The organism is Streptomyces sp. NPDC002671 (genome assembly GCF_053592475.1).
In genome coordinates, this window is record NZ_JBSFVU010000004.1 from 141,001 (window position 1) to 167,527 (window position 26,527).

The following is a 26,527-nucleotide window of genomic DNA, read 5'->3' on the forward strand; positions in this document are numbered from 1 at the left end:
TCTTGCCGACGAGGAAGAGCGCATGCCGCAGGCGCGTACCCGTCACGCTCCGGGCGGGCGCCATTGTCCCGACGCGAAATCGCTGAGGAGCTGCCGACTGGCAGTGGTGAACGGGTGGTCGGCTCCCAGGCCGCGTTGCCGCCTGGCCACGACATCCGTCATGATCTCGATCCCCGCGTCCACGTGGCCCCGTGCAGCCTGGGTTCGCGACAGGAGCTGCTGAGCCGAGAGCGCGATCGGGTAGTCGGGACCGAAGCGTCGCCGGTATGCCTCGGTGACCAGCCGAATCTCCTCGTCGGCCTCGCCGAAACGGCCCAGCAGGTACAGGGCCCAGGCGTGGTTGTGGTGGGCGCCCAAGGTCACAGTGTGGTCGGGGCCGAGGGAGTGGACGCAGTCCGAGGGCAGGGAAAGCAGCGCGCCGTCTTCTTCGGCGACGATCTCGGACGCGGACAGCAGGACCAGCAGGCTTGAGCGGGAACGCAGCGTCAGTGGGTGGGCGGGGCCCAGTGCCCTTTGCCTGCCGGCGACCGTGGACCGCAGGAGCGAGACGGCCTCGTCCCGTCTCCCCAGATTTCCGAGTACGAGTTGCAGGCCGTGACCGCTGTCCAAGGTGTCAGGATCGTCGGCCCCAAGTAGTCGCTCTTGGGCCGCGCGGACGCGCCTGAGCAGCAGTTCGGCCTCGGTGTACCTGCCCAGCCGGAAGAGCGCCCGTCCGGCTCTGGAGCGGGCGGCCAGTACGAGGCGGTGCTCCGCGCCGAGCTGGCGCTCGCCGAGGTCCGCGGCGGCCCGGGCGGTCTCCCAGGCGGACAGGTAGTCTCCGGTGCGGTGCAGGGCGGTGGACAGCCTGGTCGCCACGGCCAGTGCGTCGGCCGTTGTCGGCGGGTCGCTGACGTGTCGCAGCAGGGCGAGCGCGTGGGGCACCAGCAGTCGAAGCAGCGGATCGTAGGGGCCCGCGTCGGGTACAGCGGGCACGGCCGCGTCGAACAATCGGACCGCTGTGGCGCTGAGAGCCGGCACCTTGTCCGCCGGGGTCGCTGCCGCGACGCTGTCGAGCAGCACCGCGTGACTCTGTACGCACCGCACGCCGACGTCGACCAGTTCGGTCAGCGACTGATCGAGCAGCGCTCTCAGTGCGGTTTCGCAGCGGGCGCGGAGAAGGACACCGCTGATCTCAGCGCTGTTGAGCAGCGACAGCGGCAGCGGCTCGGGGGCAAAGCGCGACAGGAGCCTGAGCAGCGCGGTCGCTTCGGGCAGGCCGCGGGCTTCGAACGCATCGAGTGTCAGTTGCCACGTCAGGCCGACCAGGTGCCGAGGATCCTCCTCGGACAAGGCATCGGCCCCCTGATCGATGAGCTCGACTCCTTCCCCGTCCTCAAGACGGCGCCCGTAGGTCTCCATCGTCCAGGGATCGAGTACTTGCTGAGAGAGGAAGCCGCCTGCCAGCGTGAGGGCGAGGGGCAGCCGGCCGAGCCGTTCCGCGATCTGCGCCGCCTCTTCCTGTGTGCCGCTGTGCGGGGCGAGGTCCCGCAGCACCCGCGCGGCGTCCTCACGCGGCAGTAAGCCGATGTGCTGCAGCTGTGCCCCCGGCCACCAGCGGGCGGCCGAACGGCGCGTGGTCACCACGACTGTGCCGCGTGGACTGGTGCGCAGCCAACTGCCGTCCCGGAGGATCTCGGGTTGGTCGGCGTTGTCGAGTACCAGCAGCCAGGGCTCGGCGGAGCGGTCGAGATACTGCCAGACGAGATCGGCGGCGGGGCGCAGTCCGTTGCGGGCGGCCAGCAGTTCGCCGTCACCGGCACCCCGGTCGGCGGCGACGGCAAGCATGCCTGCGCGCAGGCTCGCGCGGTCAAAGGCGCTGACCCACAGGCCCACCCTGCCGTATTCGCTGGTGGCCAGCTGGAAGAACGTGTAGGCGACCGCGGTCTTGCCGCAGCCGCCCATGCCGTATAGCACGTAGACCTCGCCGCTACGCCCCTCCCGCAGCCGTTCTAGCACCTCGGCACGGTCGCGGAGAACGAACGGAGGCCGACCGACGGCCGGATGGCGAACCGAGTCGGGGCCGCCGGGCGTGGCCGTCTCTTCACCGTAGTGGTGGTGTTCGCTGATGTGCTGGTCGCCCGACGCCTGGTAGACACGGCCGCGGTCCTCGGCACGGCCGTCCATCGAGCCTGTCATCGCTGCGCGTTGTGCTGGTCTCGTCCAGCCTGGTAGATCCGGGCGTGGCCGGAGGCACTGGCGTGCTGGGTGATCGCAGGACGCGCCGCGCCCCTCGGCTCAAGGTCGTCGAGGAGTCTGCGCAGTTCCACAGCGGCGCCGGGCTGGGCGGCGAGCAGACGCCGCAGCCGACCCTGCCACTCCAGGTGCAGTTCGCCGAGCGTCTCTTGGTCTTCAGCCTCGCCGGCCGCCAGGGCATCTTCGCGGGTGGCTTCCAATTCGGCGGCGACAGCCTCGGCGCGGTGCGGCTGCATGCGGCGCCACAGTTGCGTGATCCCCTCTCGGGTGCGCTCCCAGGCATCGGTGGTAATCAAGGTGACCAGTGTGACTCCCGCGCTCTGCGCGAGTAATGCCGTATCTGAGTCCACAGCTCCCCCTGCCCAAAACCTTCCGAATCTTCGGACTGTATGCCGAATAGCCCGCATCTGTCGCGCTTTGGTACGGTGCGTTTCGTGACCACTCATCGTCGCACTCTCGAGCCGGACGGGACAACCAGGGGCCGTCCACGCCCTCTTCACCACGTCCACTTATGGCATGGCCGAGCCGATACCTACAGCGCTACAGTAATCAGACTCTGGCCCAATCGAGGGGGCGATGGCCATGACCAGGCCGTGGGAAGTCGATCCGACCACGACATTCAAGCGGCGCCTGGGAAAATCACCGCAGGAGTTAGGGAACACCACCGACAACCCCGACTGCCCTGACATCTGGGAACTCGAGAACGGGGACATCGCCGTCATCGGCCGCGACCTCACAGAGTCACTGGGTGAGAAGCTGCCGACCGGGGTCTCCATCGGAGCAGACGAACGGCTCGTAGTCATCCCAAGGAACATGCTGATCGCGGCGAAACCGGATATCCCGAATGTTTGACTCCTTCCCGCACGGGCTCCCCGAACGCATGGATCGCCCCGCCTATCATGCGGACTTCCGCCAGGTCTACGAGAGTGGAATCCGCCACCTGAACAAGCTCGAACGAGGACAGAACTTCAAAGAACGCGGATTCGCCAGCTGGGAAACCTTCGCCGCCGGGGAATGGGACCGTGCGCTGTCCCTCATCCAGGAGAAACGCGATATCTATACACGGCAGTTCCGCGAGGCGGCACGGCTGAGCATTCTGCAGCGTCGCCTTCGCGTGGTGGAGTTCCCGGTGACCCCGTACGTGCAATGGGAACTCTTCGTCCTACGCCTGCGCGTGGAGTTGGGCGACAACATCAGGGTGCTCGACGCCCGCAAGATCTCCGACATCGAGAAGGACCGTCCCGTTCCCGAGGTGGTCATCCTCGGAGACGTCGCCATGTACGAAGTGCTCTACGACGATGACGGGAACGCAATGGGAGCCAACCGCTACACCGATCGAGCACTGATCCGGGAAACATCCGCCGGATTCGACACGCTGTACGAACACGGGGACGACTTCCACGATTTCTTCGACAGGGAGATCATTCCTCTCGCCCCGCCCACAGTCGCCTACTGAGCCCGGTGTTCAGCCAGGGCGGCGTCGTTCAGTCGGTCTGACCGACGCCGCCCTGGGTATTCAGCTCAGGTGTGTAGGCGCGAACATCCGCAACAACGCCGGGAGTACGACCACCGAGGGGCCCGGTGTCGCCAACGCCTTCGCCAGGTCCGCCTCCAGGGTCTCCGGAGTCGTCCGCACCGCCGGCACGCCGAAGGATTCCGCCAGGGCCACGTAGTCCGGGCGGGTCAGTTCCGTGGCTGTTGCGTGGCCGAAGGCGTCCGTCATGTACTCGCGGAGGATGCCGTAGCCGCCGTCGTCCACGATCAGCCAGGTGACCGGCAGGTCGTACTGCTTCGCCGTCGCCAGCTCGGCGATCGAGTACATCGCGCCGCCGTCACCCGAGACCGCCAGGACCGGGTGCGTCGGGTCCGCTGCCGCCGCGCCGAGCGCCGCCGGGAAGCCGTAGCCGAGGCCGCCCGCGCCCTGGGCCGAGTGCATGGTGTTGGGGCGCTGCGCGTCGAAGGCCGACCAGGCCCAGTACGCCAGGATCGTCATGTCCCAGAAGGAGGGGGAGGAGGACGGCAGTGCTCGGCGGACCGCCGCCAACACCGCCTGTTCCAGCGTCAGTTCCTGGGACGCTATGCGCGCCGACACCTTTGACAGCAGGTCCCGTACGCGCTCCGGAGCCGACTCGTCCTGCCTCGGTTCCACCGTCTCCAGCAGCGCCTGGAGCGCCAGGCGGGCGTCCGCGTGGATGCCCAGGGCGGGGTGGTTGGACTCCAGCTTGCCCAGGTCCGCCTCGATCTGGATCACTCGGCCGCGGGGCTTGAACGTGTGGTAGTTCGAAGACAGTTCGCCCAGGCCTGAGCCCACCACCAGCAGGACGTCCGCGTCCTCCAGGAAGTCCGTCGTTTGGCGGTCCTCCAGCCAGGACTGGAGGGAGAGGGGGTGCGTCCAGGGGAACGCGCCCTTGCCGCCGAAGGTGGTCACCACCGGGGCGTTCAGGGTCTCGGCCAGCGCCTTCAGCTTGCCCGAGGCGTCCGAGCGTACGACCCCGCCGCCCGCGATGATCGCCGGGCGCGCGGCATTCGACAGCAAGTCCGCCGCCACCGCCGTCAGTTCAGGGCGCGGGAGCAGGTCGTCCGGGGTCGCGTCCGGTGCCGTCACCACCGGCAGCAGCGCCGGGGACAGCAGTACGTCCTGCGGGATCTCCACCCATACCGGGCCGTGCGGAGCCGTCAGGGCCGACTTCCAGGCGTCCGCGATCGCCGAGGGGATCTGGGACTGGGTGCGGACCGTGTGGACCGACTTGACCACGCCGCGGAACGAGGCCGCCTGGTCCGGGAGTTCGTGGAGGTAGCCGTGGCGGCCACCGCCCAGGCCCGCCGTCGGGATCTGGCTGCTGATCGCCAGGACCGGGGCCGAGGCCGCGGCTGCCTCATGGAGCGCCGCGAGGGACATCAGCGCGCCCGGGCCCGTCGACAGCAGCAGCGGGGCCGCCTCGCCCGTGATCCGGCCGTACGCGTCCGCCGCGAAGCCCGCGTTGTTCTCCACCCGGAGGCCGATGTACCGCAGTGACGAGCGGCGCAGGGCGTCGAACATGCCCAGCGCGTGCTGGCCTGGCAGGCCGAACACCGTCGTGGCGCCCAGTCCGGCCAGGGTCTCCACGACCAGGTCTCCGCCGTTGCGCCCAGTCATCACGTGGCGCGAAGCGCCTCCATGAGGGGTGGTGGCCGGGCGACGGGAGGGCGGGTTCAGCGCGGCCTCCGTCTGCGCGGGCGTCGGGCGGAGTACCTGGTCGTGGTCGTGTGTCACTGCTCTCGGTCTCCTGAGGAGCGTCAGGCGTTGCGGGCCGCCGCGATCTGGCGGCTCATGATGGTGGTCAGTTCGTAGGCCGTGTGGGAGGCCGCGACCGACGTGATCTCCGCGTGGTCGTACGCCGGGGCGACCTCGACGACGTCCGCCGAGACCAGGTTGCAGGACGCCAGGCCGCGCAGGATCTCCAGCAGCTCGCGGGAGGTCATGCCGCCCGCCTCCGGCGTGCCCGTGCCGGGCGCGTGCGCCGGGTCGAGGCAGTCGATGTCGATGGAGATGTACAGCGGGCGGTCGCCGATGCGCTGCCGCAGCTGGTCGGCGACCTCGTCGGCGCCGCGGCGGTAGATGTCGGCGGACGTGACGATGCCGAAGCCCATCTTCTCGTCGTCCGTCAGGTCCTGCTTGCCGTACAGCGGGCCGCGGGTACCGACGTGCGACAGCGCCTCCGTGTCGAGGATGCCCTCCTCGACCGCGCGGCGGAACGGGGTGCCGTGGGTGTACTCGGCGCCGAAGTAGGTGTCCCAGGTGTCCAGGTGGGCGTCGAAGTGGAGCAGGGCCACCGGGCCGTGCTTCTTCGCCATCGAGCGGAGGAGGGGAAGCGCGATGGTGTGGTCGCCGCCGAGGGTCATCAGGCGGGCGCCGGTGCCGAGGAGGTCGTCGGCCGCGGCCTCGATGGTCTCGACCGCCTCGTTGATGTTGAAGGGGTTCACGGCGATGTCGCCGCCGTCGGCCACCTGCGCGAGCGCGAAGGGGGAGGCGTCCTGCGCCGGGTTGTACGGGCGCAGCAGCCGGGAGGCCTCGCGGATGGCGTTGCCGCCGAAGCGGGCGCCCGGCCGGTACGAGACGCCGGAGTCGAACGGCACGCCGATCACGGCGACGTCGGCGGTGCCGACCTCGTCCAGGCGGGGCAGCCGCGCGAAGGTCGCGGGGCCGGCGTACCGCGGGATGCGGGAGGAGTCGACGGGGCCGCGGGGCGTCTCGTTGCCGTTCATGGTTCGCATTCCTTCTGTCTCATGCGGATGACCGCTATCCACACTAAGTGGCTGGAAAGCGGATGCGAAGTGTACGTTTCATCCAATCGAGGGGTACGGGATGGAGGGAGTGCACACCATGCCGGAATCGATCACCCCACCCACCCCGCCGGTCCCGCTCTCGGCCCTGCTGGCCCGCGAGGATCTCGCCCTGCGCCAGATCGCCGGCCCGACGGACCCGGGCATCGCCGTCCACTGGGCGCACACCTCCGAGATGGCCGACCCGTACCCGTATCTGCTGGGCGGCGAGCTGCTGCTCACGGCCGGGGTCCACATTCCGGCGGCGGCGAGTTCGGGCACGTACTTCGACGACTACGTCTCGCGGATCGTCGCGGCCGGCGGCGCGGCCCTCGGCTTCGGCGTCGCGCCCGTGCACGACACCGTCCCCCGCGCGCTGGTGGCCGCCTGCGAGGCCCAGGGGCTGCCTCTGCTGGAGGTCCCGCCGCAGACCACCTTCTCGGGCGTGGCCCGCGCGGTCTGGCAGCTGATGGCCCAGGCCCGCCTGGCCGAGCTGCGCCGGGTCACGGAGGCCCAGCAGAGCCTCGCGTCGGCCGCCTCCCGGCCCGATCCGGTGCCGTCCGTACTGCGCCGGCTGGCCCAGCGGCTGAGCGGCCGTGCGGTGCTCTACGGCCCCGACGGCACGGAGATCGCCGCGGCGGGCCGGGAGCCGGCGAAGGGGGTCGGCGAGGCGCTGGCGGGCCTGGCAGCCGTCGTACGAGCGCCCCGCCCCACCCCCGCCTCCGCCACCGACACCCTCGGCGGGACCCACCTCGCCGCCTACGCGCTCGGCGCCGGTGAGGGCTTCGTGCTCGGGGTCGCCGCCGGGCGGCGGGAGCCCGGGGACCACACCATCGCCTCCGTCGCCGCCGTCCTGCTCACCCTCCTCACCGGCGAGCAGCACAGCGGCAGCGGCGCGGCCCGCTCCTCCGCGCTGGTGCGGCTGCTGCTGGGCGCCGCACCGGAGGCGGTCGCGCCGCTGCTCGGGGAGGGCCGGTGGCTCGTCATGCACGCGCGGCCCGACAACCAGCCTCCGGACGCCGTCGCCGCCTCCGCTCTCGGGGCCGCGCTCGGCTCGCCGCTGGTCGACCTCGGACGGGACGTCGTACGGGTCCTGGTGCCGGCCGGGCGGGAGCCCGCCGCGCAGCCAGGCTGGACCCTCGGCGTCAGCGCCGCCGCCGACCCGCGCGAGTGGCCGGCCGCCGACACCCAGGCGGCCCGCGCCCTGGCCCGCGCCCGCGCCACCCGCGCCCCGCTGCTGCGGCACGGATCCCGGCCCGCCCTGGCGGAGTTGGTGCCCCCTCAGGAAGCCGAGGCGCACGCCCGCGCGCTGCTCGCGCCGCTCGCCGGGCAGCCCGCGCTCACCGCGACCCTGCGCACCTGGCTGTCGCTGCACGGCAGTTGGGACCGTACGGCGGTGGCGCTGGGCGTGCACCGCAACACCGTGCGGCAGCGCATCGCCCGCTGCGCGGCGCTGCTGGACGCCGACTTGGACGACATGGACGTACGGATGGAGCTGTGGTTCGCGCTGCGGCAGCCGTGAAGGACGGGGCGACGGACGGGGCGTGACCCGCGTCCCAGGGTGCGATAAGCCGAGGACGCGCACCGGCCGCTGCCCCACAATGGGAGGCATGCCGATATCCGGGACACCCAACCGCGCTCAGCTCGTCGACCACTTGGTGAGGACCCGTATCGCGGGGGACGTCGCCACGCCCCGCGAGAACAACCTCTCCCACTACCGCAAGCTGGCCAACGGCGACCGCAACTACTGGCTGGGCCTGGAACTGGGCGACCGCTGGACGGACGAGCAGGACGTGCTCGCGGTCATGGCCGAGCGGGTGGGTGTCAACGACGATCCCGAGTACCGGCACGGGCAGGACACCATCGACCCGGAGCTGACCGTGGACGCGCTGGACCGGATGGCGGCCCGGCTGCGCAAGGCCGCTGCCGGGCGGCAGCGGGTGCTGTTCGCCACCGGTCACCCGGGCGGGCTGCTGGACGTGCACCGGGCCACGGCCGACGCGTTGCGCGCCGCCGGCTGCGAGGTCGTCGTCATCCCGGACGGGCTGCAGACGAGCGAGGGTTACGTCATGCAGTTCGCGGACGTGGCCGTCCTGGAGCACGGGGCGACGCTGTGGCACACCCACTCCGGCGAGCCGATGCGGGCCATTCTGCTGGGACTTGAGCACGAGGGGCGTCCGCTGCCGGACCTGGTGGTCGCCGACCACGGCTGGGCCGGGTACGCGGGACAGCACGGCCTGGACTCCGTCGGATACGCCGACTGCAACGACCCGGCGCTGTTCCTCGCCGAGTCCGAGGGCACCGTGCAGGTGGTCGTGCCGCTCGACGACCACGTGCTCAGCCCCCGCTACTACGACCCGATGACGGCGTACCTGCTGGCGGAGGCGGGCCTGGTGTGAACCGGCCCTGACCGTGGCGTCGAGCGCCCTGACGTGCGATGTGCGGCCCCGGCGTAGGGCCGCACATCGTGTTCGGTTCCGGGTTGTGGTCGGATCAGTAGCCGCCACCGCCGTGACCGCCGCCACCGTAGCCGCCGCCACCGTGGTCACCGCCGCCGTAGCCGCCACCGCCGTGGTCGCCGCCGTAGCCGCCGCCACCGTGGTCGCCGCCGTAGCCGCCGTGGTCACCGCCGTAACCGCCGTGGTCGCCGCCGTAGCCGCCGTGGTCGCCGTGGTCGCCGTAGCCGCCATGGTCGCCGCCATAACCGCCGTGGTCACCGTGGTCGCCGTAGCCGCCGTAGCCGCCATGGTCGCAGTCGTCGTTCCACCAGCGTCCGTGGTCGCCGCAGTCCCTGCTGTAGCCGCCGTGGTCGTTGTGTGCCGGCGCCGCCGAGGCGGTGCCCGCCGCGCCGATGGCGGCTCCACCGGCCATCAGCAGGCCGGCAGCGGACATCGCGACAAGGCGCCTAGTGCGCTGTGATCGCATAGGAAATGCCCTTCCGTTCCATCGTTCTCGCGGCTTCCGGAGGGAGACGCGAGGTGGATGGCCGTCGCCGCGGTCAAGAGGGGAAGTCTTCGCGGCGCGGTCTTCAGGTGTCACCGCAGCCTTCAGAGGGGGGCACGGTGCGTTCCGCCGACGCCTTCAGTCCACCCGTACGCCATTGCGCGGACGGGTGCTGCGGCTGAGGTCCCGGGGGGCCGGAGCCTCGTCGGCCGGGCATTCCGTGCACTGCGGCCTTCACTCAAAGAGCGTAATACCCCACCAGCCACTCGGCACCTCGGGCAACGGATTGCTTCCCGGATGCCTCACGGGTCACCGCGGGACGCGGACCACACCCTCCTGGATGACCGTGATGGCGAGCTGCCCGTCCTGGGTGTAGATACGGGCCTGGCCCAGGCCCCGGCCGCCGTGCGCGGAGGGTGACTCCTGGTCGTACAGCAGCCACTCGTCGGCCCGGAACGGGCGGTGGAACCACATCGCATGGTCCAGCGAGGCCCCGACCACGTCCCCCACGGCCCAGCCGCCGCGCCCGTGCGCGAGCAGCACGGAGTCGAGGAGGGTCATGTCGGAGACGTAGGTGGCGAGGACGACGTGCTGCAGCGGGTCGTCGTCGAGCTTGCCGTTGGTGCGGAACCACACCTGGGAGTGCGGCTCGCGCGGCTCGCCGAACTGCCCGTACGGCGGCTCGTCCACGTACCGCAGGTCGATCGCCTCGCGGGCCTCCAGGAACCGCTCCACGACCTCGGGCACGAGGTGGTCGTAGCCGCGGAACCGCTCCTGGGAGGTGGGCAGGCCCGCCGGGTCGGGCGCGGCCGGCATCGGCGCCTGGTGCTCCAGCCCCTCCTCGTACGTCTGGAAGGACGCCGAGAGGTGGAAGATCGGCTTGCCGTGCTGGACGGCGACGACGCGGCGGGTGGTGAACGAACGCCCGTCGCGGATGCGGTCGACGTTGTAGACGATGGGCACGCCGGCGTCGCCGGGGCGCAGGAAGTACGCGTGCAGGGAGTGGGCGGGCCGGTCCGCGGGGACCGTCCGCCCGGCGGCGACCAGCGCCTGCGCCGCGACCTGCCCGCCGAAGACCCGCGGGACGACGGCGAAGCGGGACTGGCCGCGGAAGATGTTCTCCTCGATCTGCTCAAGGTCGAGCAGATCGAGGAGACCCTGGAGTGCTTGGCTCATGGCGTGTAGTTGTACCGGCCAGTGATTGCGCCGGCCTTACAGACCCATGTCCTTGGCGATGATCGACTTCATGATCTCGCTGGTGCCGCCGTAGATGCGGTTGACGCGGTTGTCCGCGTACAGGCGGGCGATCGGGTACTCGTTCATGAAGCCGTAGCCGCCGTGCAGTTGGAGGCAGCGGTCGATCACGCGGTGGGCGACCTCGGTGCAGAACAGCTTGGCGGAGGCGGCCTCGGCGGCGGTCAGCTCACCGGCGTCGAGGGCCTCGGTGGCACGGTCGGCGACGGCCTCGGCGGCGTCCACCTCGGCCTGGCAGGCGGCCAGCTCGAACTTGGTGTTCTGGAAGGACGCGACGGTCTTGCCGAAGACGGTGCGCTGCTGGACGTACTCCTTGGCGAACCGGACGGCGGCCTTGGCCTGCGCGTAGGCGCCGAAGGCGATGCCCCAGCGCTCGGAGGCGAGGTTGTGGCCGAGGTAGTAGAAGCCCTTGTTCTCCTCGCCGAGGAGGTCCTCGACGGGGACCTTGACGTCGACGAACGCCAGCTCGGCGGTGTCGGAGACACGCAGGCCGAGCTTGTCGAGCTTGCGGCCGATGGAGTAGCCCTCGGCCTTGGTGTCCACCACGAAGAGGGAGATGCCGTGACGGCGGTCCTCGGCGGTGGGCGCGGCGGTGCGGGCGCAGACGATCATGCGGTCGGCGTGCACGCCACCGGTGATGAAGGTCTTGGCGCCGTTGAGGACGTAGTGGGTGCCGTCCTCGGACAGCTTGGCGGTGGTCTTCATGCCCGCGAGGTCGGAGCCGGTGCCCGGCTCGGTCATCGCGATGCCCCACATCTCCTCGCCGGAGACGAACTTCGGCAGGTAGCGCTTCTTCTGCTCGTCGGTGGCGAGCAGCTTGACGTACGGCAGACCGAGCAGCGTGTGCACGTTGGAGCCACCGAAGGTGACACCGGCACGGGCGGTCTCCTCGTACAGGACGGCCTCGAACTTGTGGGTGTCCAGGCCGGCGCCGCCGAACTCCTCGGGGACGTTGATGCCGAAGACGCCCAGCTCACCCAGCTTGTAGTAGAACTCGCGCGGGGCCTGGCCGGCGGCGAACCACTCGTCGTACACCGGTACGACCTCGGCCTCGATGAAGGCGCGAAGAGTCTCCCGGAACGCCTCGTGATCCTCGTTGAACACCGTACGGCGCATGCCGCCCACCTCCACCTGTCTAAGCGCTTGCTCAGACTCGAAGATACCGATGAGTAGGACACCCGTCCAGGGTGAGCTTGCCCACCCGCACGAGGCGGACAGGCACTGACGCGTCAGGGAGGCGCATGCGGCCGATCGCCGGGGCCCATGACCCCAGGCTACCGAGATGAAAGTCCGCCGGCGGGCTCGTCAGCCCCCCGGCTCAGCCCTCCGCCGCCCCCGCCGCCGCGAACGCCCCCCGGGCCATCCGGTGCAGCAGGACGGCCGTGGTGCCCCGGCCCGGGAGGGTGCCCGCGCGGCCCAGGTGCGGGGTGGAGTTCAGCAGGCCGAAGACCGAGTGGACCGCCGAGCGGGCCGCGGGCTCGGTGAGGGCCGGGTAGACCTCGCGGACCACCTCCACCCACAGCTCGACGTACTGCCGCTGGAGCTGGCGCACCAGCTTGCGGTCGCTGTCGCGCAGGCGGTCCAGCTCGCGGTCGTGCAGGGTGATCAGAGGACGGTCGTCGAGGGCGAAGTCGATGTGGCCCTCGATGAGGGAGTCGAGCACCGCCGAGGGGCTGGTCTCCCCGTCGGCCTCCGCCAGGCGCCGCTTGGCCCCGGTCAGCAGCTGGCCGCTGATACCCACCAGCAGCTCGGCGAGCATCGCGTCCTTGCCGGGGAAGTGGCGGTACAGGCCGGGCCCGCTGATACCGACCGCGGCACCTATCTCGTCGACACCGACACCGTGGAAGCCGCGCTCGGCGAAGAGCCGGGCGGCCTCCTTGAGGATCTGCTCGCGACGGGTGGGCGCGTCGGTTCTGGTGACCATGCCCGTAATTCTAGACAGCGGGGTTAGCGGTCGTTAACCTGAACGCAATGGTTAACGCTCATTAACCGGTTCGAACACTGGGTGAGGGGACCGCAAGAATGCACGAGGCACCGGAGCTGACGAGCGCGGCGGATCCCGCGTCGGAGGCCTGGCGGGCCAATGAACAAGCCCACCTCGCACTCGTCGGGGAACTGCGCGCCAAGCTGGCCGCAGCCGCCCTCGGCGGCGGCGAGAAGGCGCGGGCGCGGCACACCGCGCGCGGCAAGCTGCTGCCGCGGGACCGGGTGGACACACTGCTCGATCCCGGCTCGCCCTTCCTGGAGCTTGCCCCGCTCGCCGCCGACGGCCTGTACGACGGCCAGGCCCCGGCCGCCGGAGTGATCGCCGGGATCGGCCGGGTCAGCGGGCGCGAGTGCGTGATCGTCGCCAACGACGCCACCGTCAAGGGCGGCACGTACTACCCGATGACCGTGAAGAAGCACCTCCGGGCGCAGGAAGTCGCCCTGGAGAACCGGCTCCCCTGCCTCTACCTGGTCGACTCCGGCGGCGCCTTCCTGCCGATGCAGGACGAGGTGTTCCCGGACCGCGAGCACTTCGGGCGGATCTTCTACAACCAGGCCCGGATGTCCGGCGCCGGGATTCCGCAGATCGCGGCCGTCCTCGGCTCGTGCACGGCCGGTGGCGCCTACGTCCCGGCCATGAGCGACGAGGCCGTGATCGTCCGCAACCAGGGCACGATCTTCCTGGGCGGCCCGCCGCTCGTGAAGGCGGCCACCGGTGAGGTCGTCACCGCCGAGGAACTGGGCGGCGGCGAGGTGCACTCCCGGATCTCCGGAGTCACCGACCACCTCGCCGAGGACGACGCGCACGCCCTGCGGATCGTGCGGAACATCGTCGCCACGCTCCCCGCGCGCCGGTCCCTCCCCTGGGAGGTCACGCCCGTCGCGGAGCCCAAGGTGGACCCGTACGGCCTGTACGGCGCCGTGCCCGTCGACTCCCGCACCCCCTACGACGTACGCGAGATCATCGCGCGTGTGGTCGACGGCTCCCGGTTCGCCGAGTTCAAGAGCGAGTTCGGGCAGACCCTGATCACCGGCTTCGCCCGGATCCACGGCCACCCGGTCGGCATCGTCGCCAACAACGGCATCCTGTTCTCCGAGTCCGCCCAGAAGGGCGCCCACTTCATCGAGCTGTGCGACCAGCGCGGCATCCCGCTGGTGTTCCTGCAGAACATCTCCGGGTTCATGGTGGGACGCGACTACGAGGCGGGCGGCATCGCCAAGCACGGCGCCAAGATGGTCACCGCTGTCGCGTGCACGCGCGTGCCGAAGCTGACCGTCGTCGTCGGCGGCTCGTACGGCGCGGGCAACTACTCCATGTGCGGCCGGGCCTACTCCCCCCGCTTCCTGTGGATGTGGCCCAACGCCAAGATCTCCGTCATGGGCGGCGAGCAGGCCGCCAGCGTCCTCGCCACGGTCAAGCGCGACCAGCTGGAGGCGCGCGGCGAGGAGTGGCCCGCCGAGGACGAGGAGACCTTCAAGGCGCCCATCCGCGCGCAGTACGAGCGCCAGGGCAACGCCTACTACGCCACCGCCAGGCTGTGGGACGACGGGGTCATCGACCCGCTGGAGACCCGTCAGGTGCTGGGACTCGCGCTGACCGCCTGTGCCAACGCGCCGCTGGGAGACCCCCAGTTCGGCGTCTTCCGGATGTGAGGAGGGGAACCGTGTTCGACACAGTGCTTGTGGCCAACCGAGGCGAGATCGCCGTACGCGTCATCCGTACGCTCCGCTCGCTGGGCGTGCGCTCGGTGGCGGTCTTCTCCGACGCCGACGCGGATGCGCGGCACGTCCGGGAGGCCGACACGGCCGTACGGATCGGTCCGGCTTCGGCCGCCGAGAGCTATCTGTCGGTGGAGCGGCTGCTGGAGGCCGCCGCCCGCACCGGCGCGCAGGCCGTCCACCCCGGGTACGGCTTCCTCGCCGAGAACGCGGGCTTCGCGCGCGCGTGCGAGGAGGCGGGGCTGGTCTTCATCGGCCCGTCGGCGGACGCGATCGCGCTCATGGGCGACAAGATCCGCGCCAAGGAGACGGTGAAGGCGGCCGGGGTGCCGGTCGTGCCGGGGTCGAGCGGCAGCGGGCTGTCTGACGCCCAACTCGCCGAGTCCGCCCGGGAGATCGGGACGCCCGTGCTGCTCAAGCCGTCCGCGGGCGGTGGCGGCAAGGGCATGCGCCTGGTGCGGGACGTGACGAAGCTGGAGGAGGAGATCGCCGCCGCCCGCCGTGAGGCGCGCGCCTCCTTCGGCGACGACACGCTGCTGGTGGAGCGGTGGATCGACCGCCCCCGGCACATCGAGATCCAGGTGCTGGCCGACGGCCACGGCAATGTCGTCCACCTCGGCGAGCGCGAGTGCTCGCTGCAGCGGCGGCACCAGAAGATCATCGAGGAGGCGCCCAGCGTCCTCCTCGATGAGGCGACCCGGTCCGCGATGGGCGAGGCGGCCGTGCAGGCGGCCCGCTCCTGCGGGTACCGGGGCGCGGGCACCGTGGAGTTCATCGTGCCGGGCGGGGACCCGTCCCAGTACTACTTCATGGAGATGAACACCCGTCTCCAGGTGGAGCACCCCGTCACCGAACTCATCACCGGGCTCGACCTGGTGGAGTGGCAGCTGCGGGTCGCCGCCGGTGAGCGGCTGGGCTTCGCCCAGGAGGACGTGACGCTGACCGGGCACGCCGTCGAGGCCCGGATCTGCGCCGAGGACCCCACGCGCGGCTTCCTGCCGTCCGGCGGCACGGTGCTGCGGCTGCACGAGCCCCAGGGCGACGGCATCCGCACCGACTCCGGGCTCCACGAGGGCACCGAGGTCGGCAGCCTGTACGACCCGATGCTCTCCAAGGTGATCGCCTACGGCCCCGACCGGGCGACGGCGCTGCGCAAGCTCCGGGCGGCGCTCGCGGAGACGGTCACGCTGGGCGTGCCCACCAACGCGGGCTTCCTGCGCCGGCTGCTGGCCCATCCGGCGGTCGTGTCGGGCGAGTTGGACACCGGCCTGGTGGAGCGGGTGGTCGACGACCTGGTCGGCACGGACGTGCCGGAGGAGGTCTACGAGGCGGCGGCTGCCGTACGCCTGGAGGCGCTCAAGCCCGTCTCGCAGGGCTGGACCGACCCCTACTCGGTGCCGAGCGGCTGGCGGCTGGGCGGCACCCCGAAGGCGCCCGCCTTCCACCTGAGGGTGCAGGACCCGGTGACGTACACCCCGCGCGGCACGCACACCGTCGCCGAGGACCGGGTCTCCGTCACCCTGGGCGGCGTCCGGCACACCTTCCACCGCGCCGCCGACTGGATCGGCCGCGACGGCGACGCCTGGCACGTGCGCGACCACGACCCGGTGGCCGCGTCGCTGAGCCGCTCGGGCCACGCGGGCGCCGACTCGCTCACCGCGCCCATGCCCGGCACGGTGACCGTCGTCAAGGTGGCCGTCGGTGACGAAGTGGCCGCCGGGCAGAGCCTGTTGGTGGTCGAGGCGATGAAGATGGAGCACGTGATCTCCGCCCCGCACGCCGGCACGGTCGCCGAGCTGGACGTGACGCCGGGCACCACGGTCGCCATGGACCAGGTGCTGGCCGTCATCGCACCGCACGACAAGGAAGGGGTGGCGGCGGAATGAGCGCCGACGGACTGCCCATGACGGTACCGGCCCAGGATCTGCCCGCACGGGTGCGCATCCAGGAGGTGGGTGCGCGCGACGGGCTGCAGAACGAGAAGACGCCGGTGCCGACGGCGGTGAAGGCGGAGTTCATCCGCCGGCTGGCCGAGGCGGGCCTCACCACGATCGAGGCGACGAGCTTCGTGCACCCCAAGTGGGTGCCCCAGCTCGCCGACGCCGAAGAGCTGTTCCCCCTGGTGCGGGACCTCGACGTGGAACTCCCCGTGCTGGTGCCCAACCAGCGCGGCCTGGACCGGGCGCTCTCGCACGGCGTGCGCAGCATCGTCGTCTTCGCCAGCGCCACCGAGTCCTTCGCGCGGGCCAACCTCAACCGCTCGCTGGACGAGTCGCTGGGCGCGTTCGAACCGGTGGTGCGGCAGGCGAAGGACGCGGGCGTCCACGTGCGCAGCTATGTGTCGATGTGCTTCGGCGACCCGTGGGAGGGGGCGGTCCCGCTCCACCAGGTGGCCCGCGTCTGCAAGGCACTGCGGGACATGGGCTGCGACGAGCTGGGCCTGGGGGACACGATCGGGGTCGGCACGCCGGGGCATGTCCTCGAACTCCTCAACCTGCTCAACGAGGAGGGCATCCCGACCAACACGATCGGCGTGCACTTCCACGACACCTACGGCCAGGCGCTCGCGAACACCTACGCGGCCCTGGAACACGGTGTGACGACGGTCGACGCCTCCGCCGGAGGGCTCGGCGGCTGCCCGTACGCCAAGTCCGCCACCGGCAACCTCGCCACCGAAGACCTCGTATGGATGCTGCACGGCCTCGGCATCGAGACAGGGGTCGACCTCGGCCGTCTGACCGCCACCAGCGTGTGGATGGCCGAACAGCTGGGCCGGCCCAGCCCGTCCCGTACCGTCCGCGCCCTCTCCCACAAGGACCAGTGATCAGCATGGACCATCGCCTCAGCCCCGAGCTGGAGGAACTCCGTCGTACGGTGGAGGAGTTCGCGCACGACGTGGTCGCACCGAAGATCGGCGACTTCTACGAGCGGCACGAGTTCCCGTACGAGATCGTCCGCGAGATGGGCCGCATGGGCCTGTTCGGCCTGCCCTTCCCGGAGGAGTACGGCGGCATGGGCGGCGACTACCTGGCCCTGGGCATCGCCCTGGAGGAACTGGCCCGGGTGGACTCGTCGGTGGCGATCACCCTGGAGGCCGGCGTCTCCCTGGGCGCGATGCCCCTGCACCTCTTCGGCACGGAGGAGCAGAAGCGCGAGTGGCTCCCCCGCCTGTGCGCCGGCGAGATGCTCGGCGCCTTCGGCCTGACGGAGCCGGACGGCGGCAGCGACGCCGGGGCCACCCGTACGACGGCCCGCCTGGACCCGGACACCGACGAATGGGTCATCAACGGCACCAAGTGCTTCATCACCAACTCGGGCACGGACATCACGGGCCTGGTGACGGTCACGGCGGTCACGGGCCGCAAGCCCGACGGCAAGCCCCGGATCTCGGCGATCATCGTCCCGTCCGGCACCCCGGGCTTCACGGTGGCCGCGCCGTACTCGAAGGTCGGCTGGAACGCCTCCGACACCCGCGAACTCTCCTTCCAGGACGTCCGCGTGCCCGCCGCCAACCTCCTGGGCGAGGAGGGCCGGGGCTACGCCCAGTTCCTGCGCATCCTGGACGAGGGCCGCATCGCGATCGCGGCGCTCGCGACGGGCCTGGCCCAGGGCTGCGTGGACGAGTCGGTGAAGTACGCCAAGGAACGTCACGCCTTCGGCCGCCCCATCGGCGCCAACCAGGCCATCCAGTTCAAGATCGCCGACATGGAGATGAAGGCCCACACGGCCCGCCTGGCCTGGCGCGACGCGGCCTACCGCCTGGTGGCGGGCGAGCCCTTCAAGAAGGAGGCGGCCATGGCCAAGCTGTACTCCTCCACGGTCGCCGTCGACAACGCCCGCGACGCCACGCAGGTCCACGGCGGCTACGGCTTCATGAACGAGTACCCCGTGGCCCGCATGTGGCGCGACTCCAAGATCCTGGAGATCGGCGAGGGCACGAGCGAGGTCCAGCGGATGCTGATCGCACGGGAGTTGGGGCTGGCGGGCTGATCCAGCCCCCGTGCGCGGGCGTCAGGGGCGCGCGGACTTGGTCCGCGTGCCGCCGGGCGCCCGCCGGCACGTTTCTGAACGGCAGAGGAATGCATCATGGCGCCTTGCCGCGGCACGCCTGCACACACGGCACCCGCGGCTAGCGTTCGCGTCATGACGACACGGGGGAGACAGCTCGCGGCGGCCGGGCTGCCGATACTGCTGGCGACAGCCATCACCGCCTGCGGGGGCAACGCAGGCGTGCCTTCGGCGGATCCGGAGGTCCCGACGAGCACGCCGGCGCCGACGGTCCGCCACGCCGCCGCCATGCCGACGGCAGCACCGGAACGCGCTCGCACCGCACGCTCCGGCAGTCCGTCCACCCCTGTCGGGACACCGGCGGCGAAGCGCACGCCGGCACACGCGAACACACCGTCCCGCACGACAGCGCCCGCCACCCCCGCCTGCACGACGAGCGCCCTCAGCGCGTCGCAAGGGCACACCGGCACCGGTCGGTACGGCTGGTTCGCCACGCCGGTCCTGCTGCGCAACCGCTCCGCCTCGACGTGCCACCTGCGAGGCTGGCCCGGCCTCAAGTTCTTCGGTGACGGAGCCCTCCGGGCCTGCGCCAAGGGCGACATCTCTCCCGCCTGCGGCAAGCCGGTGAGCACATCAGGACCGCGCTCCTTCTCGGTCACCCGGACCTCCGAGCACGATCTCCCCGACGTCTACCTCGCCCCGGGGCACACCACCTCCTTCACGATCGTGTGGGAGGGCTCCTACGCCTCCACCTGTTACGACCTCTCCGAGGATCCGGCCTACGGCGTCGACATACGGGTTCCGGGCGACTCACGCGCCCTGACGCTGGCAGACGTCGGCGAGATCTCCCCCTGCGGAGGAAGGACCCAGGTCACCCCGTTCGGCGTGACGGGCTGAGCGACACGCAGAGCCCCCAACTCCCTTATGCAGAAGGCCATTACGGCCAGCCCTCGCACACCCACCCCTGGACATCTAGTGAGGTTAGGCTAACCTATCTTCGACCTTGTCCGGCGGGCGTTTCGCCCTGTTCGAAAGCAGTCATACCCATGCCCCATGCCCGTGCCACCCACCTCACTCGCCGCGGACTGCTCGTCGCGGGCGGCGCACTCGGACTCGGTGCCGCGCTCGCCGCCTGCGGGGACGACAAGGGGAAAGACGCGGGCTCCGGCGAAGGCGGGAGCAAGGGCGGGGCGGCCGGCAAGTCCGGCCCCTGGAGCTTCAAGGACGACCGCGGTACGACCGTGAAGCTGGACAAGGTGCCTGCGAACATCGCCGCCTTCACCGGCGTCGGCGCCGCGCTCTACGACTACGGCATCCAGGTCAAGGGCGTCTTCGGCCCGACCAGGACCACCGACGGCAAGCCCGATGTCCAGGCCGGTGACATGGACATCAGCAAGGTGACGGTCCTCGGCAACGCCTGGGGCCAGTTCAACATCGAGAAGTACGCCGCCCTGGCACCCGACGTGCTCATCACGACGATGTTCGACGACGCCGGCACCCTCTGGTACGTCCCCGAGGAATCGAAGAAGAAGGTCGGCCAACTCGCGCCCAGCGTCGGCATCTCCGTCTACGACCGTCAGCTCACCCAGTCGCTGCAGCGCATGTGGGAGCTGGCCGAGTCGCTCGGCGCCGACATGAAGGCCGCCAAGGTGACGGACGCCAAGAAGCGCTTCGAGGACGCGGCGGCCCGGCTGCGCGCCGCCGCCAAGGCCAAGCCCGGCATCAAGGTCATGGCCGGTTCCGCGAGCGACCAGCTCTTCTACGTCTCCGGCACCAACCTCTCCGTCGACCTGGAGTACTTCAAGGCCCTCGGCGTGAACTTCGTGGAGCCCCCGGGGAGCGCCAAGAAGCAGGGCGGCGGCTGGTACGAGTCGCTGAGCTGGGAGAACGTCGACAAGTACCAGGCCGACATCATCATGATGGACGACCGCTCCTCGACCATCCAGCCCGCCGACATCACCAAGGCCACCTGGAAGAAGCTCCCCGCGGTCAAGGCCGGCCAGGTCATCGCCCGCTCCCCCGAGCCGATCCTCTCGTACGACAAGTGCGTGCCGCTGCTGACCAGCCTGGCGGAGGCCATCGAGAAGGCCAAGAAGGTCGGCTGAGCCCACCCCGATTCCTGAAACCAGGAGCACATATGACGACGGCCGTAGCCGCCCCGTTCCGTTTCTTCTCCCTTCAGGTCGTACGGACGAGGCGGCTCGGCCCGTCTCTGGTCCGCGTCACCTTCACGGGTGCCGACCTGCACGCCTTCCACTCGGACGGGCGTGACCAGTCCCTCTCCCTGTTCCTGCCGCACCCGGGACAGACCGAGCCCGTCGTCCCGCTGGACCGGGGGGAGGACTGGTGGCAGGCCTGGCGTGAACTCCCGGACGACGTACGGGCGGTGATGCGCTCGTACACCCTCCGCGCCCTGCGCCGCGCCCCCGACGAGATCGACATCGACTTCGTCCTGCACGGGGTCGAGCCGGACGCGGCCATCCCCGCCGGCCCCGCCTCCCAGTGGGCCTCCGGCGCCACCCCCGGCGACCGTGTCCTGCTGCTCGGCCCGGCCGTGGCCGACAACCGCGCCATCCGCTTCCGCCTGCCCGAGGACGCCGACCTCGTCCTCCTGTGGGGCGACGAGACCGCCGTACCCGCCGCCACCGCGATCCTGGAAACCCTCCCGGCGGGCGTCCGCGTCCGCGCCTGGCTGGAGGTGCCGCACGCCGGTGACATCCAGGACGTGGCCACCAAGGCGGACGCGGAGATCACGTGGCTCGTACGGCACGACGGGTCCCCCATGGCCGTCGAGGCCGTACGAGCCGCCCAACCGCCCGCCGCCGAGCGGCCGTACGTCTGGATCGCGGGCGAGTCGGAACAGGTGAAGGCGCTGCGCCGGCACTTCGTCCGGGAGTGCGGGGTGGACCGGCGGCGGGTCACCTTCGTCGGCTACTGGCGGCAGGGGATGACGGAGGAACAGCTCCGCGAGGCGGAATGACCCCCCCTTTAAACTTAGGTTAGGCTAACCTAAGTTGAACCCGCGGAACCGGAGGACCCCCACATGCGCTCGCACCTGCTCAATGGCCTCACCGCGGAGCACTACCGCCGCTCCGTGACCGAAGGAGTCGAGCGGGTGGCGGCCAAACTCGCCACCACCGACCGTCCGTTCACCGGCGTCACCGTCGACGCCCTCACCCCCCGCCTCGACGCCATCGACCTGGACCGGCCGCTCGGCGACACCGGCGCCGTCCTGGACGAGCTGGAGGACGTCTACCTCCGGGACGCGGTCTACTTCCACCACCCCCGCTATCTCGCCCACCTCAACTGCCCGGTGGTCATCCCGGCGGTCCTCGGCGAGGCCGTGCTCTGCGCCGTCAACTCCTCGCTGGACACCTGGGACCAGTCGGCCGGCGGCACCCTCATCGAGCGGCGGCTCATCGACTGGACGGCCGCCCGCATCGGCCTCGGACCCGCCGCCGACGGCGTGTTCACCTCCGGCGGCACCCAGTCCAACCTCCAGGCGCTGCTGCTGGCGCGGGAGGAGGCCAAAACCAAAGACCTGGCCAGGCTGCGCGTCTTCGCCTCCGAGGTCAGCCACTTCAGCGTGCAGAAGTCCGCGAAACTGCTCGGACTGGGCCAGGACGCCGTCGTCGCGATCCCCGTCGACCACGAGAAGCGCATGCACACCCTCGCCCTCGCTCACGAGTTGGAGCGCTGCGCGCGAGACGGCCTCGTCCCCATGGCGGTCGTCGCCACCGCCGGCACCACCGACTTCGGCTCCATCGACCCGCTGCCGGAAATCGCCGAGCTGTGCGCCCAGTACGGCGTGTGGATGCACGTGGACGCGGCCTACGGCTGCGGACTGCTCGCCTCCCGCAGACACCGGGACCGCATCGACGGCATCGAGCGCGCCGACTCCGTCACCGTCGACTACCACAAGTCCTTCTTCCAGCCGGTGAGTTCGTCCGCGGTACTGGTCCGGGACGCGGCCACCCTGCGGCACGCCACCTACCACGCGGAGTACCTGAACCCGCGCCGCATGGTGCAGGAGCGCATCCCCAACCAGGTCGACAAGTCCCTCCAGACCACCCGCCGCTTCGACGCCCTCAAGCTGTGGCTGACCCTGCGGGTCATGGGCGCCGACGGCATCGGGGAACTCTTCGACGAGGTCTGCGACCTGGCCCGGGAGGGCTGGCGGCTCCTTGCCACCGACCCCCGCTACGACGTCGTCGTCGAACCCGCCCTGTCCACCCTCGTCTTCCGCTACATCCCGGCCGCCGTCACCGACCCGGCCGAGATCGACCGCGCCAACCTCCACGCCCGCAAGGCCCTGTTCGCCTCCGGTGACGCCGTGGTGGCGGGCACCAAGGTCGGCGGCCGTCACTACCTGAAGTTCACCCTGCTCAACCCCGAGACGACACCGGCCGACATCGCCGCCGTCCTCGATCTGATCGCCGGCCATGCCGAGCAGTACCTGGGAGAGTCCCTTGACCGCGCTTCCTGAGGCCACCCGCATTCATGACTTCGTGGGGATCGGGCTCGGCCCCTTCAACCTCGGGCTCGCCTGCCTCACCGAGCCCATCGCCGAACTGGACGGCGTCTTCCTGGAGTCCAAGCCGGACTTCGAGTGGCACGCGGGCATGTTCCTGGACGGCGCCCACCTCCAGACCCCGTTCCTGTCGGACCTGGTCACCCTCGCCGACCCGACCTCCCCGTACTCCTTCCTCAACTACCTGAAGGAGCAGGGGCGGCTGTACTCGTTCTACATCCGCGAGAACTTCTATCCCCTGCGGGTGGAGTACGACGCCTACTGCCGCTGGGCGGCCGGAAAGCTCAACAGCATCCGCTTCGACACGACCGTCACCGAGGTGACGTACGACGACGAGGCCGAGGTCTACGCCGTCCGCACCCACACCGGCGACGTGTTCCGCGCCCGCCACCTGGTCCTCGGCACCGGTACTCCCCCGTACCTCCCGGCGGCCTGCGACGGCCTGGGCGGCGACTTCATCCACAACTCCCGCTATCTGCACCACAAGCAGGAGTTGCAGCGCAAGGAGTCGATCACGCTGGTCGGCAGCGGCCAGTCCGCCGCCGAGATCTACTACGACCTGCTCAGCGAGATCGACGTCCACGGCTACCGGCTGAACTGGGTGACCCGCTCGCCCCGCTTCTTCCCGCTGGAGTACACCAAGCTCACGCTGGAGATGACGAGCCCGGAGTACATCGACTACTTCCACGCGCTGCCGGAAGCCACCCGTCACCGCCTCACGGACCAGCAGAAGGGCCTGTTCAAGGGCATCGACGGCGACCTGATCAACGAGATCTTCGACCTGCTGTACCAGAAGAACCTCGGCGGCCCGGTCCCCACCCGGCTGCTCACCAACTCCTCCCTGAACACCGTCAGTTACGAGAGCGGCACCTACACCCTGGGCCTGCGCCAGGAGGAGCAGGAGAAGGACTACGAGCTGCGCTCCCAGGGCCTGATCCTGGCCACCGGCTACAAGTACACCGAGCCCGAGTTCCTGAACCCGCTCCGCGACTGGCTCCGCTACGACTCCCGGGGCAACTTCGACCTCGCCCGCAACTACGCCATCGACGTCACGGGCCGCGGCGTCTTCCTCCAGAACGCCGGCGTCCACACCCACAGCATCACCAGCCCCGACCTGGGCATGGGCGCGTACCGCAACGCGTACATCATCCGCGAGCTGCTCGGCAGCGAGTACTACCCGGTCGAGAAGACCATCGCCTTCCAGGAGTTCGCCGCATGACCTTCACATTCCGTGCCGTCGACCCGCCGAAGGACGCGAAGCTGCTGCACTCCTGGGTCACCCACCCCAAGGCCGCCTTCTGGATGATGCAGGACGCCGAGGCCGAGGACGTCGAGCGGGCCTACCTGGAGATCGCGGCCGACGAGTACCACGACGCGCTGCTCGGGCTGCACGGCGGCGCACCCGTCTTCCTGATGGAGCGGTACGACCCCGCCCGCCGCGAGCTGGTCGGGCTGTACGAGCCGCAGCCCGGAGACGTCGGCATGCACTTCCTCGTCGCGCCCACCGACACGCCCGTGCACGGGTTCACGCGGGCCGTCATCACCGCCGTGATGGCCCACCTCTTCGAGGACCCGGCGGCGGAACGCGTCGTCGTCGAGCCCGACGTACGCAACAAGGCGGTGCACGCCCTCAACGAAGCCGTCGGGTTCGTGCCCGAGCGGGAGGTCGACAAGCCGGAGAAGCGCGCGCTGCTGAGCTTCTGCACGCGGGCGCAGTTCGCGAAGGCGGTGGCCGTATGAGCCTCGCCGCTGCCGTGGCCCACCTGTCCCCCGAGCGCTGGGACACCGCCAACCGGCTGCTGATACGCAAGGCGCTCGCCGAGTTCGCGCACGAGCGGCTGATCACGCCCGAGGAGGAGGGCGGTGCGTACGCCGTCCGGAGCGACGACGGAGGGACGCGGTACACGTTCTCCGCGACCCGCCGTGCCCTCGACCACTGGGACGTCGACGCCGGGTCCATCGTCCGGCACCGCGACGGCGGGGAACTTCCCCTCGCCGCCCTGGACTTCGTCATCGAGTTCAAGGAGTCCCTCGGGCTCAGCGATGACATCCTGCCGGTCTATCTGGAGGAGATCTCCTCCACCCTCTCCGGCACCTGCTACAAGCTCACCAAGCCGCGCGTCCCGGCGGCCGAGCTAGCGCGGAGCGGGTTCCAGGACATCGAGACCGGGATGACCGAGGGCCACCCCTGTTTCGTCGCCAACAACGGGCGGCTGGGCTTCGGCGTGCACGAGTACCTGTCGTACGCCCCGGAGACCGCGAGCCCCGTCCGGCTGGTGTGGCTGGCCGCGCACCGCTCGCGCGCCGCGTTCACGGCGGGCGCCGGGATCGAGTACGAGGACTTCATCCGGCGGGAGTTGGGTGCTGGGACCGTCGAGCGGTTCCAGAAGCAGCTGAGCGGCCAAGGGCTCGACCCTGCCGAGTACCTCCTCATCCCCGTCCATCCCTGGCAGTGGTGGAACAAGCTCTCCGTCACCTTCGCCGCCGAGGTCGCCCGCCGGAACCTGGTGTGCCTCGGGGAGGGCGACGACGAGTACCTGGCGCAGCAGTCCATCCGGACCTTCTTCAACACCTCCCATCCGGAGAAGCACTACGTGAAGACGGCGCTGTCCGTCCTCAACATGGGCTTCATGCGCGGACTTTCGGCCGCCTACATGGAGGCCACCCCGGCGATCAACGACTGGCTCGCCCAGCTGATCGAGAACGACAGCGTGCTGAAGTCGACCGGGCTCACGATCATCCGGGAGCGGGCCGCCGTCGGTTACCGGCACCTGGAGTACGAGCGGGCCACCGACCGCTACTCGCCGTACCGCAAGATGCTGGCCGCGCTGTGGCGGGAGAGCCCGGTGCCCTCGCTGCGGGAGGGCGAGTCGCCGGCGACCATGGCCTCCCTGCTGCACGTGGACCACGAGGGTGCCTCGTTCGCGGGCGCCCTGATCGAGCGCTCGGGACTCGGCCCGGCTCAGTGGCTGCGGCAGTACCTGCGGGCCTACTACACCCCGCTGCTGCACAGCTTCTACGCCTACGACCTGGCCTTCATGCCGCACGGCGAGAACGTGATCCTCGTGCTGAAGGACGGGGTCGTGCAGCGCGCGGTCTACAAGGACATCGCCGAGGAGATCGTGGTGATGGACCCGGACGCCGTCCTGCCGCCGGAGGTGCGGCGGATCCGGGCCGAGGTCCCGGAGGACCAGCGGCTGTTGTCGGTCTTCACGGACGTCTTCGACTGCTTCTTCCGCTTCCTGGCCGCGCACCTCGCAGCCGAGGGCATCCTGGCGGAGGACGCCTTCTGGCGTACGGTCGCGGAGGTCAGCCGCGAGTACCAGGACTCCGTGCCCGAGCTCGCCGACCGGTTCCGGCAGTACGACCTGTTCGCCCCCGAGTTCGCGCTGTCCTGCCTCAACCGGCTCCAGCTGCGCGACAACCGGCAGATGGTGGACCTCGCCGACCCGTCCGGCGCGCTTCAGCTGGTGGGGACGCTGCCGAATCCCATCGCCGGGTACTGAGCCGAACGGCTGACGGGCACCCCCGAGTACGGTCCTCGGGGGTGCC

The 26,527-nt window shown here is 70.5% G+C and carries 23 protein-coding genes; 15 read left to right on the top strand and 8 right to left on the bottom strand.

Features of this window, described 5'->3' with window-relative positions; all coding sequences use genetic code 11:
* Positions 1 to 42 precede the first annotated feature (42 nt).
* Both ACWD35_RS07450 and ACWD35_RS07455 read right to left on the bottom strand, forming a co-directional pair.
* Positions 43 to 2,175 (bottom strand): tetratricopeptide repeat protein, encoded by a 2,133-nt coding sequence (locus ACWD35_RS07450; RefSeq protein WP_451350200.1) that lies wholly within the window; start codon positions 2,173 to 2,175, stop codon positions 43 to 45.
* Entirely contained in the window at positions 2,172 to 2,582 is a 411-nt protein-coding gene (locus ACWD35_RS07455; protein WP_451350201.1) for a hypothetical protein, read from the bottom strand. Before ACWD35_RS07455 ends, ACWD35_RS07450 begins: the two co-directional genes overlap by 4 nt.
* A 232-nt stretch (positions 2,583 to 2,814) precedes the next feature.
* Here ACWD35_RS07455 and ACWD35_RS07460 point away from each other — a divergent pair, with 232 nt between their 5' ends.
* Together ACWD35_RS07460 and ACWD35_RS07465 are read left to right on the top strand one after the other, a co-directional pair.
* Positions 2,815 to 3,084, top strand: coding sequence for a hypothetical protein (locus ACWD35_RS07460; protein ID WP_451350202.1), 270 nt, complete (start codon positions 2,815 to 2,817; stop codon positions 3,082 to 3,084).
* Positions 3,077 to 3,688, top strand: coding sequence for a DUF6879 family protein (locus ACWD35_RS07465; RefSeq protein WP_451350203.1), 612 nt, complete (start codon positions 3,077 to 3,079; stop codon positions 3,686 to 3,688). Before ACWD35_RS07460 ends, ACWD35_RS07465 begins: the two co-directional genes overlap by 8 nt.
* Positions 3,689 to 3,748: 60 nt before the next feature.
* Here ACWD35_RS07465 and ACWD35_RS07470 read toward each other — a convergent pair whose 3' ends face one another.
* Complete coding sequence (locus tag ACWD35_RS07470) at positions 3,749 to 5,485, bottom strand: thiamine pyrophosphate-binding protein (protein WP_451350204.1); 1,737 nt, start codon at positions 5,483 to 5,485, stop codon at positions 3,749 to 3,751.
* 23 nt (positions 5,486 to 5,508) lie between these two features.
* Positions 5,509 to 6,477 carry an agmatinase gene (speB, locus tag ACWD35_RS07475; protein ID WP_451350205.1) on the bottom strand — a complete coding sequence of 323 codons (969 nt, stop codon included), beginning with the start codon at positions 6,475 to 6,477 and terminating at the stop codon, positions 5,509 to 5,511.
* Between the two features lie 118 nt (positions 6,478 to 6,595).
* Here speB and ACWD35_RS07480 point away from each other — a divergent pair, with 118 nt between their 5' ends.
* Positions 6,596 to 8,056, top strand: a complete 1,461-nt coding sequence (locus tag ACWD35_RS07480) for a PucR family transcriptional regulator ligand-binding domain-containing protein (protein WP_451350206.1) — start codon at positions 6,596 to 6,598, stop codon at positions 8,054 to 8,056.
* Positions 8,057 to 8,144: 88 nt separating this feature from the next.
* Positions 8,145 to 8,933, top strand: a complete 789-nt coding sequence (locus ACWD35_RS07485; RefSeq protein ID WP_451350207.1) for a phosphatase — start codon at positions 8,145 to 8,147, stop codon at positions 8,931 to 8,933.
* 94 nt (positions 8,934 to 9,027) lie between these two features.
* Here ACWD35_RS07485 and ACWD35_RS07490 read toward each other — a convergent pair whose 3' ends face one another.
* From ACWD35_RS07490 to ACWD35_RS07505, 4 genes are all read right to left on the bottom strand, one after another.
* Positions 9,028 to 9,426, bottom strand: coding sequence for a hypothetical protein (locus ACWD35_RS07490; protein ID WP_451350208.1), 399 nt, complete (start codon positions 9,424 to 9,426; stop codon positions 9,028 to 9,030).
* 360 nt (positions 9,427 to 9,786) lie between these two features.
* Positions 9,787 to 10,653 (bottom strand): acyl-CoA thioesterase II, encoded by an 867-nt coding sequence (tesB, locus tag ACWD35_RS07495; protein ID WP_451350209.1) that lies wholly within the window; start codon positions 10,651 to 10,653, stop codon positions 9,787 to 9,789.
* 36 nt (positions 10,654 to 10,689) lie between these two features.
* The gene (locus ACWD35_RS07500) at positions 10,690 to 11,847 is read right to left on the bottom strand and encodes an acyl-CoA dehydrogenase family protein (RefSeq protein WP_451350210.1); all 1,158 of its coding nucleotides are present in this window, start codon (positions 11,845 to 11,847) and stop codon (positions 10,690 to 10,692) included.
* 202 nt (positions 11,848 to 12,049) lie between these two features.
* Positions 12,050 to 12,655, bottom strand: a complete 606-nt coding sequence (locus ACWD35_RS07505) for an SACE_7040 family transcriptional regulator (RefSeq protein WP_451350211.1) — start codon at positions 12,653 to 12,655, stop codon at positions 12,050 to 12,052.
* A 98-nt stretch (positions 12,656 to 12,753) separates the two neighbouring features.
* On the opposite strand from ACWD35_RS07505, the gene ACWD35_RS07510 reads away from it, so the two are divergent.
* The 11 genes from ACWD35_RS07510 (at position 12,754) to ACWD35_RS07560 (ending at position 26,481) form a co-directional block, all read left to right on the top strand.
* The gene (locus ACWD35_RS07510) at positions 12,754 to 14,370 is read left to right on the top strand and encodes a carboxyl transferase domain-containing protein (RefSeq protein WP_451350212.1); all 1,617 of its coding nucleotides are present in this window, start codon (positions 12,754 to 12,756) and stop codon (positions 14,368 to 14,370) included.
* An 11-nt stretch (positions 14,371 to 14,381) separates the two neighbouring features.
* Positions 14,382 to 16,322, top strand: a complete 1,941-nt coding sequence (locus ACWD35_RS07515) for an acetyl/propionyl/methylcrotonyl-CoA carboxylase subunit alpha (RefSeq protein WP_451350213.1) — start codon at positions 14,382 to 14,384, stop codon at positions 16,320 to 16,322.
* A complete protein-coding gene (locus ACWD35_RS07520) occupies positions 16,319 to 17,260 on the top strand; it encodes a hydroxymethylglutaryl-CoA lyase (protein ID WP_451350214.1) in 942 nt (313 codons plus the stop codon). Before ACWD35_RS07515 ends, ACWD35_RS07520 begins: the two co-directional genes overlap by 4 nt.
* A gap of 5 nt (positions 17,261 to 17,265) precedes the next feature.
* Complete coding sequence (locus ACWD35_RS07525) at positions 17,266 to 18,426, top strand: acyl-CoA dehydrogenase family protein (RefSeq protein WP_451350215.1); 1,161 nt, start codon at positions 17,266 to 17,268, stop codon at positions 18,424 to 18,426.
* Between the two features lie 153 nt (positions 18,427 to 18,579).
* Positions 18,580 to 19,341, top strand: a complete 762-nt coding sequence (locus ACWD35_RS07530) for a DUF4232 domain-containing protein (protein ID WP_451350216.1) — start codon at positions 18,580 to 18,582, stop codon at positions 19,339 to 19,341.
* A gap of 149 nt (positions 19,342 to 19,490) precedes the next feature.
* Positions 19,491 to 20,549, top strand: coding sequence for an ABC transporter substrate-binding protein (locus tag ACWD35_RS07535; protein WP_451350217.1), 1,059 nt, complete (start codon positions 19,491 to 19,493; stop codon positions 20,547 to 20,549).
* A 32-nt stretch (positions 20,550 to 20,581) separates the two neighbouring features.
* Positions 20,582 to 21,424 (top strand): siderophore-interacting protein, encoded by an 843-nt coding sequence (locus ACWD35_RS07540; protein WP_451350218.1) that lies wholly within the window; start codon positions 20,582 to 20,584, stop codon positions 21,422 to 21,424.
* Positions 21,425 to 21,487: 63 nt separating this feature from the next.
* Entirely contained in the window at positions 21,488 to 22,930 is a 1,443-nt protein-coding gene (gene desA, locus ACWD35_RS07545; protein WP_451350219.1) for a lysine decarboxylase DesA, read from the top strand.
* Positions 22,914 to 24,194, top strand: coding sequence for a lysine N(6)-hydroxylase/L-ornithine N(5)-oxygenase family protein (locus tag ACWD35_RS07550; protein WP_451350220.1), 1,281 nt, complete (start codon positions 22,914 to 22,916; stop codon positions 24,192 to 24,194). Before desA ends, ACWD35_RS07550 begins: the two co-directional genes overlap by 17 nt.
* On the top strand, positions 24,191 to 24,715 hold the full coding sequence (locus tag ACWD35_RS07555) for a GNAT family N-acetyltransferase (protein ID WP_451350221.1): 525 nt from the start codon (positions 24,191 to 24,193) through the stop codon (positions 24,713 to 24,715). The genes ACWD35_RS07550 and ACWD35_RS07555 overlap by 4 nt, the downstream gene beginning before the upstream one ends.
* Positions 24,712 to 26,481, top strand: coding sequence for an IucA/IucC family protein (locus tag ACWD35_RS07560; protein WP_451350222.1), 1,770 nt, complete (start codon positions 24,712 to 24,714; stop codon positions 26,479 to 26,481). The genes ACWD35_RS07555 and ACWD35_RS07560 overlap by 4 nt, the downstream gene beginning before the upstream one ends.
* The last annotated feature ends 46 nt before the right edge of the window (positions 26,482 to 26,527 follow it).

Excerpts from the sequence above, each read along its gene's own strand:
- ACWD35_RS07450 (WP_451350200.1), bottom strand. The coding sequence starts at position 2,175 with ATGACAGGCTCGATGGACGGCCGTGCCGAGGACCGCGGCCGTGTCTAC.
- ACWD35_RS07460 (WP_451350202.1), top strand. The coding sequence starts at position 2,815 with ATGACCAGGCCGTGGGAAGTCGATCCGACCACGACATTCAAGCGGCGC.
- ACWD35_RS07465 (WP_451350203.1), top strand. The coding sequence starts at position 3,077 with ATGTTTGACTCCTTCCCGCACGGGCTCCCCGAACGCATGGATCGCCCC.
- speB (WP_451350205.1), bottom strand. The coding sequence starts at position 6,477 with ATGAACGGCAACGAGACGCCCCGCGGCCCCGTCGACTCCTCCCGCATC.
- ACWD35_RS07480 (WP_451350206.1), top strand. The coding sequence starts at position 6,596 with ATGCCGGAATCGATCACCCCACCCACCCCGCCGGTCCCGCTCTCGGCC.
- ACWD35_RS07485 (WP_451350207.1), top strand. The coding sequence starts at position 8,145 with ATGCCGATATCCGGGACACCCAACCGCGCTCAGCTCGTCGACCACTTG.
- ACWD35_RS07490 (WP_451350208.1), bottom strand. The coding sequence starts at position 9,426 with ATGTCCGCTGCCGGCCTGCTGATGGCCGGTGGAGCCGCCATCGGCGCG.
- tesB (WP_451350209.1), bottom strand. The coding sequence starts at position 10,653 with ATGAGCCAAGCACTCCAGGGTCTCCTCGATCTGCTCGACCTTGAGCAG.
- ACWD35_RS07500 (WP_451350210.1), bottom strand. The coding sequence starts at position 11,847 with ATGCGCCGTACGGTGTTCAACGAGGATCACGAGGCGTTCCGGGAGACT.
- ACWD35_RS07505 (WP_451350211.1), bottom strand. The coding sequence starts at position 12,655 with ATGGTCACCAGAACCGACGCGCCCACCCGTCGCGAGCAGATCCTCAAG.
- ACWD35_RS07510 (WP_451350212.1), top strand. The coding sequence starts at position 12,754 with ATGCACGAGGCACCGGAGCTGACGAGCGCGGCGGATCCCGCGTCGGAG.
- ACWD35_RS07520 (WP_451350214.1), top strand. The coding sequence starts at position 16,319 with ATGAGCGCCGACGGACTGCCCATGACGGTACCGGCCCAGGATCTGCCC.
- ACWD35_RS07525 (WP_451350215.1), top strand. The coding sequence starts at position 17,266 with ATGGACCATCGCCTCAGCCCCGAGCTGGAGGAACTCCGTCGTACGGTG.
- ACWD35_RS07530 (WP_451350216.1), top strand. The coding sequence starts at position 18,580 with ATGACGACACGGGGGAGACAGCTCGCGGCGGCCGGGCTGCCGATACTG.
- ACWD35_RS07535 (WP_451350217.1), top strand. The coding sequence starts at position 19,491 with ATGCCCCATGCCCGTGCCACCCACCTCACTCGCCGCGGACTGCTCGTC.
- ACWD35_RS07540 (WP_451350218.1), top strand. The coding sequence starts at position 20,582 with ATGACGACGGCCGTAGCCGCCCCGTTCCGTTTCTTCTCCCTTCAGGTC.
- desA (WP_451350219.1), top strand. The coding sequence starts at position 21,488 with ATGCGCTCGCACCTGCTCAATGGCCTCACCGCGGAGCACTACCGCCGC.
- ACWD35_RS07555 (WP_451350221.1), top strand. The coding sequence starts at position 24,191 with ATGACCTTCACATTCCGTGCCGTCGACCCGCCGAAGGACGCGAAGCTG.
- ACWD35_RS07560 (WP_451350222.1), top strand. The coding sequence starts at position 24,712 with ATGAGCCTCGCCGCTGCCGTGGCCCACCTGTCCCCCGAGCGCTGGGAC.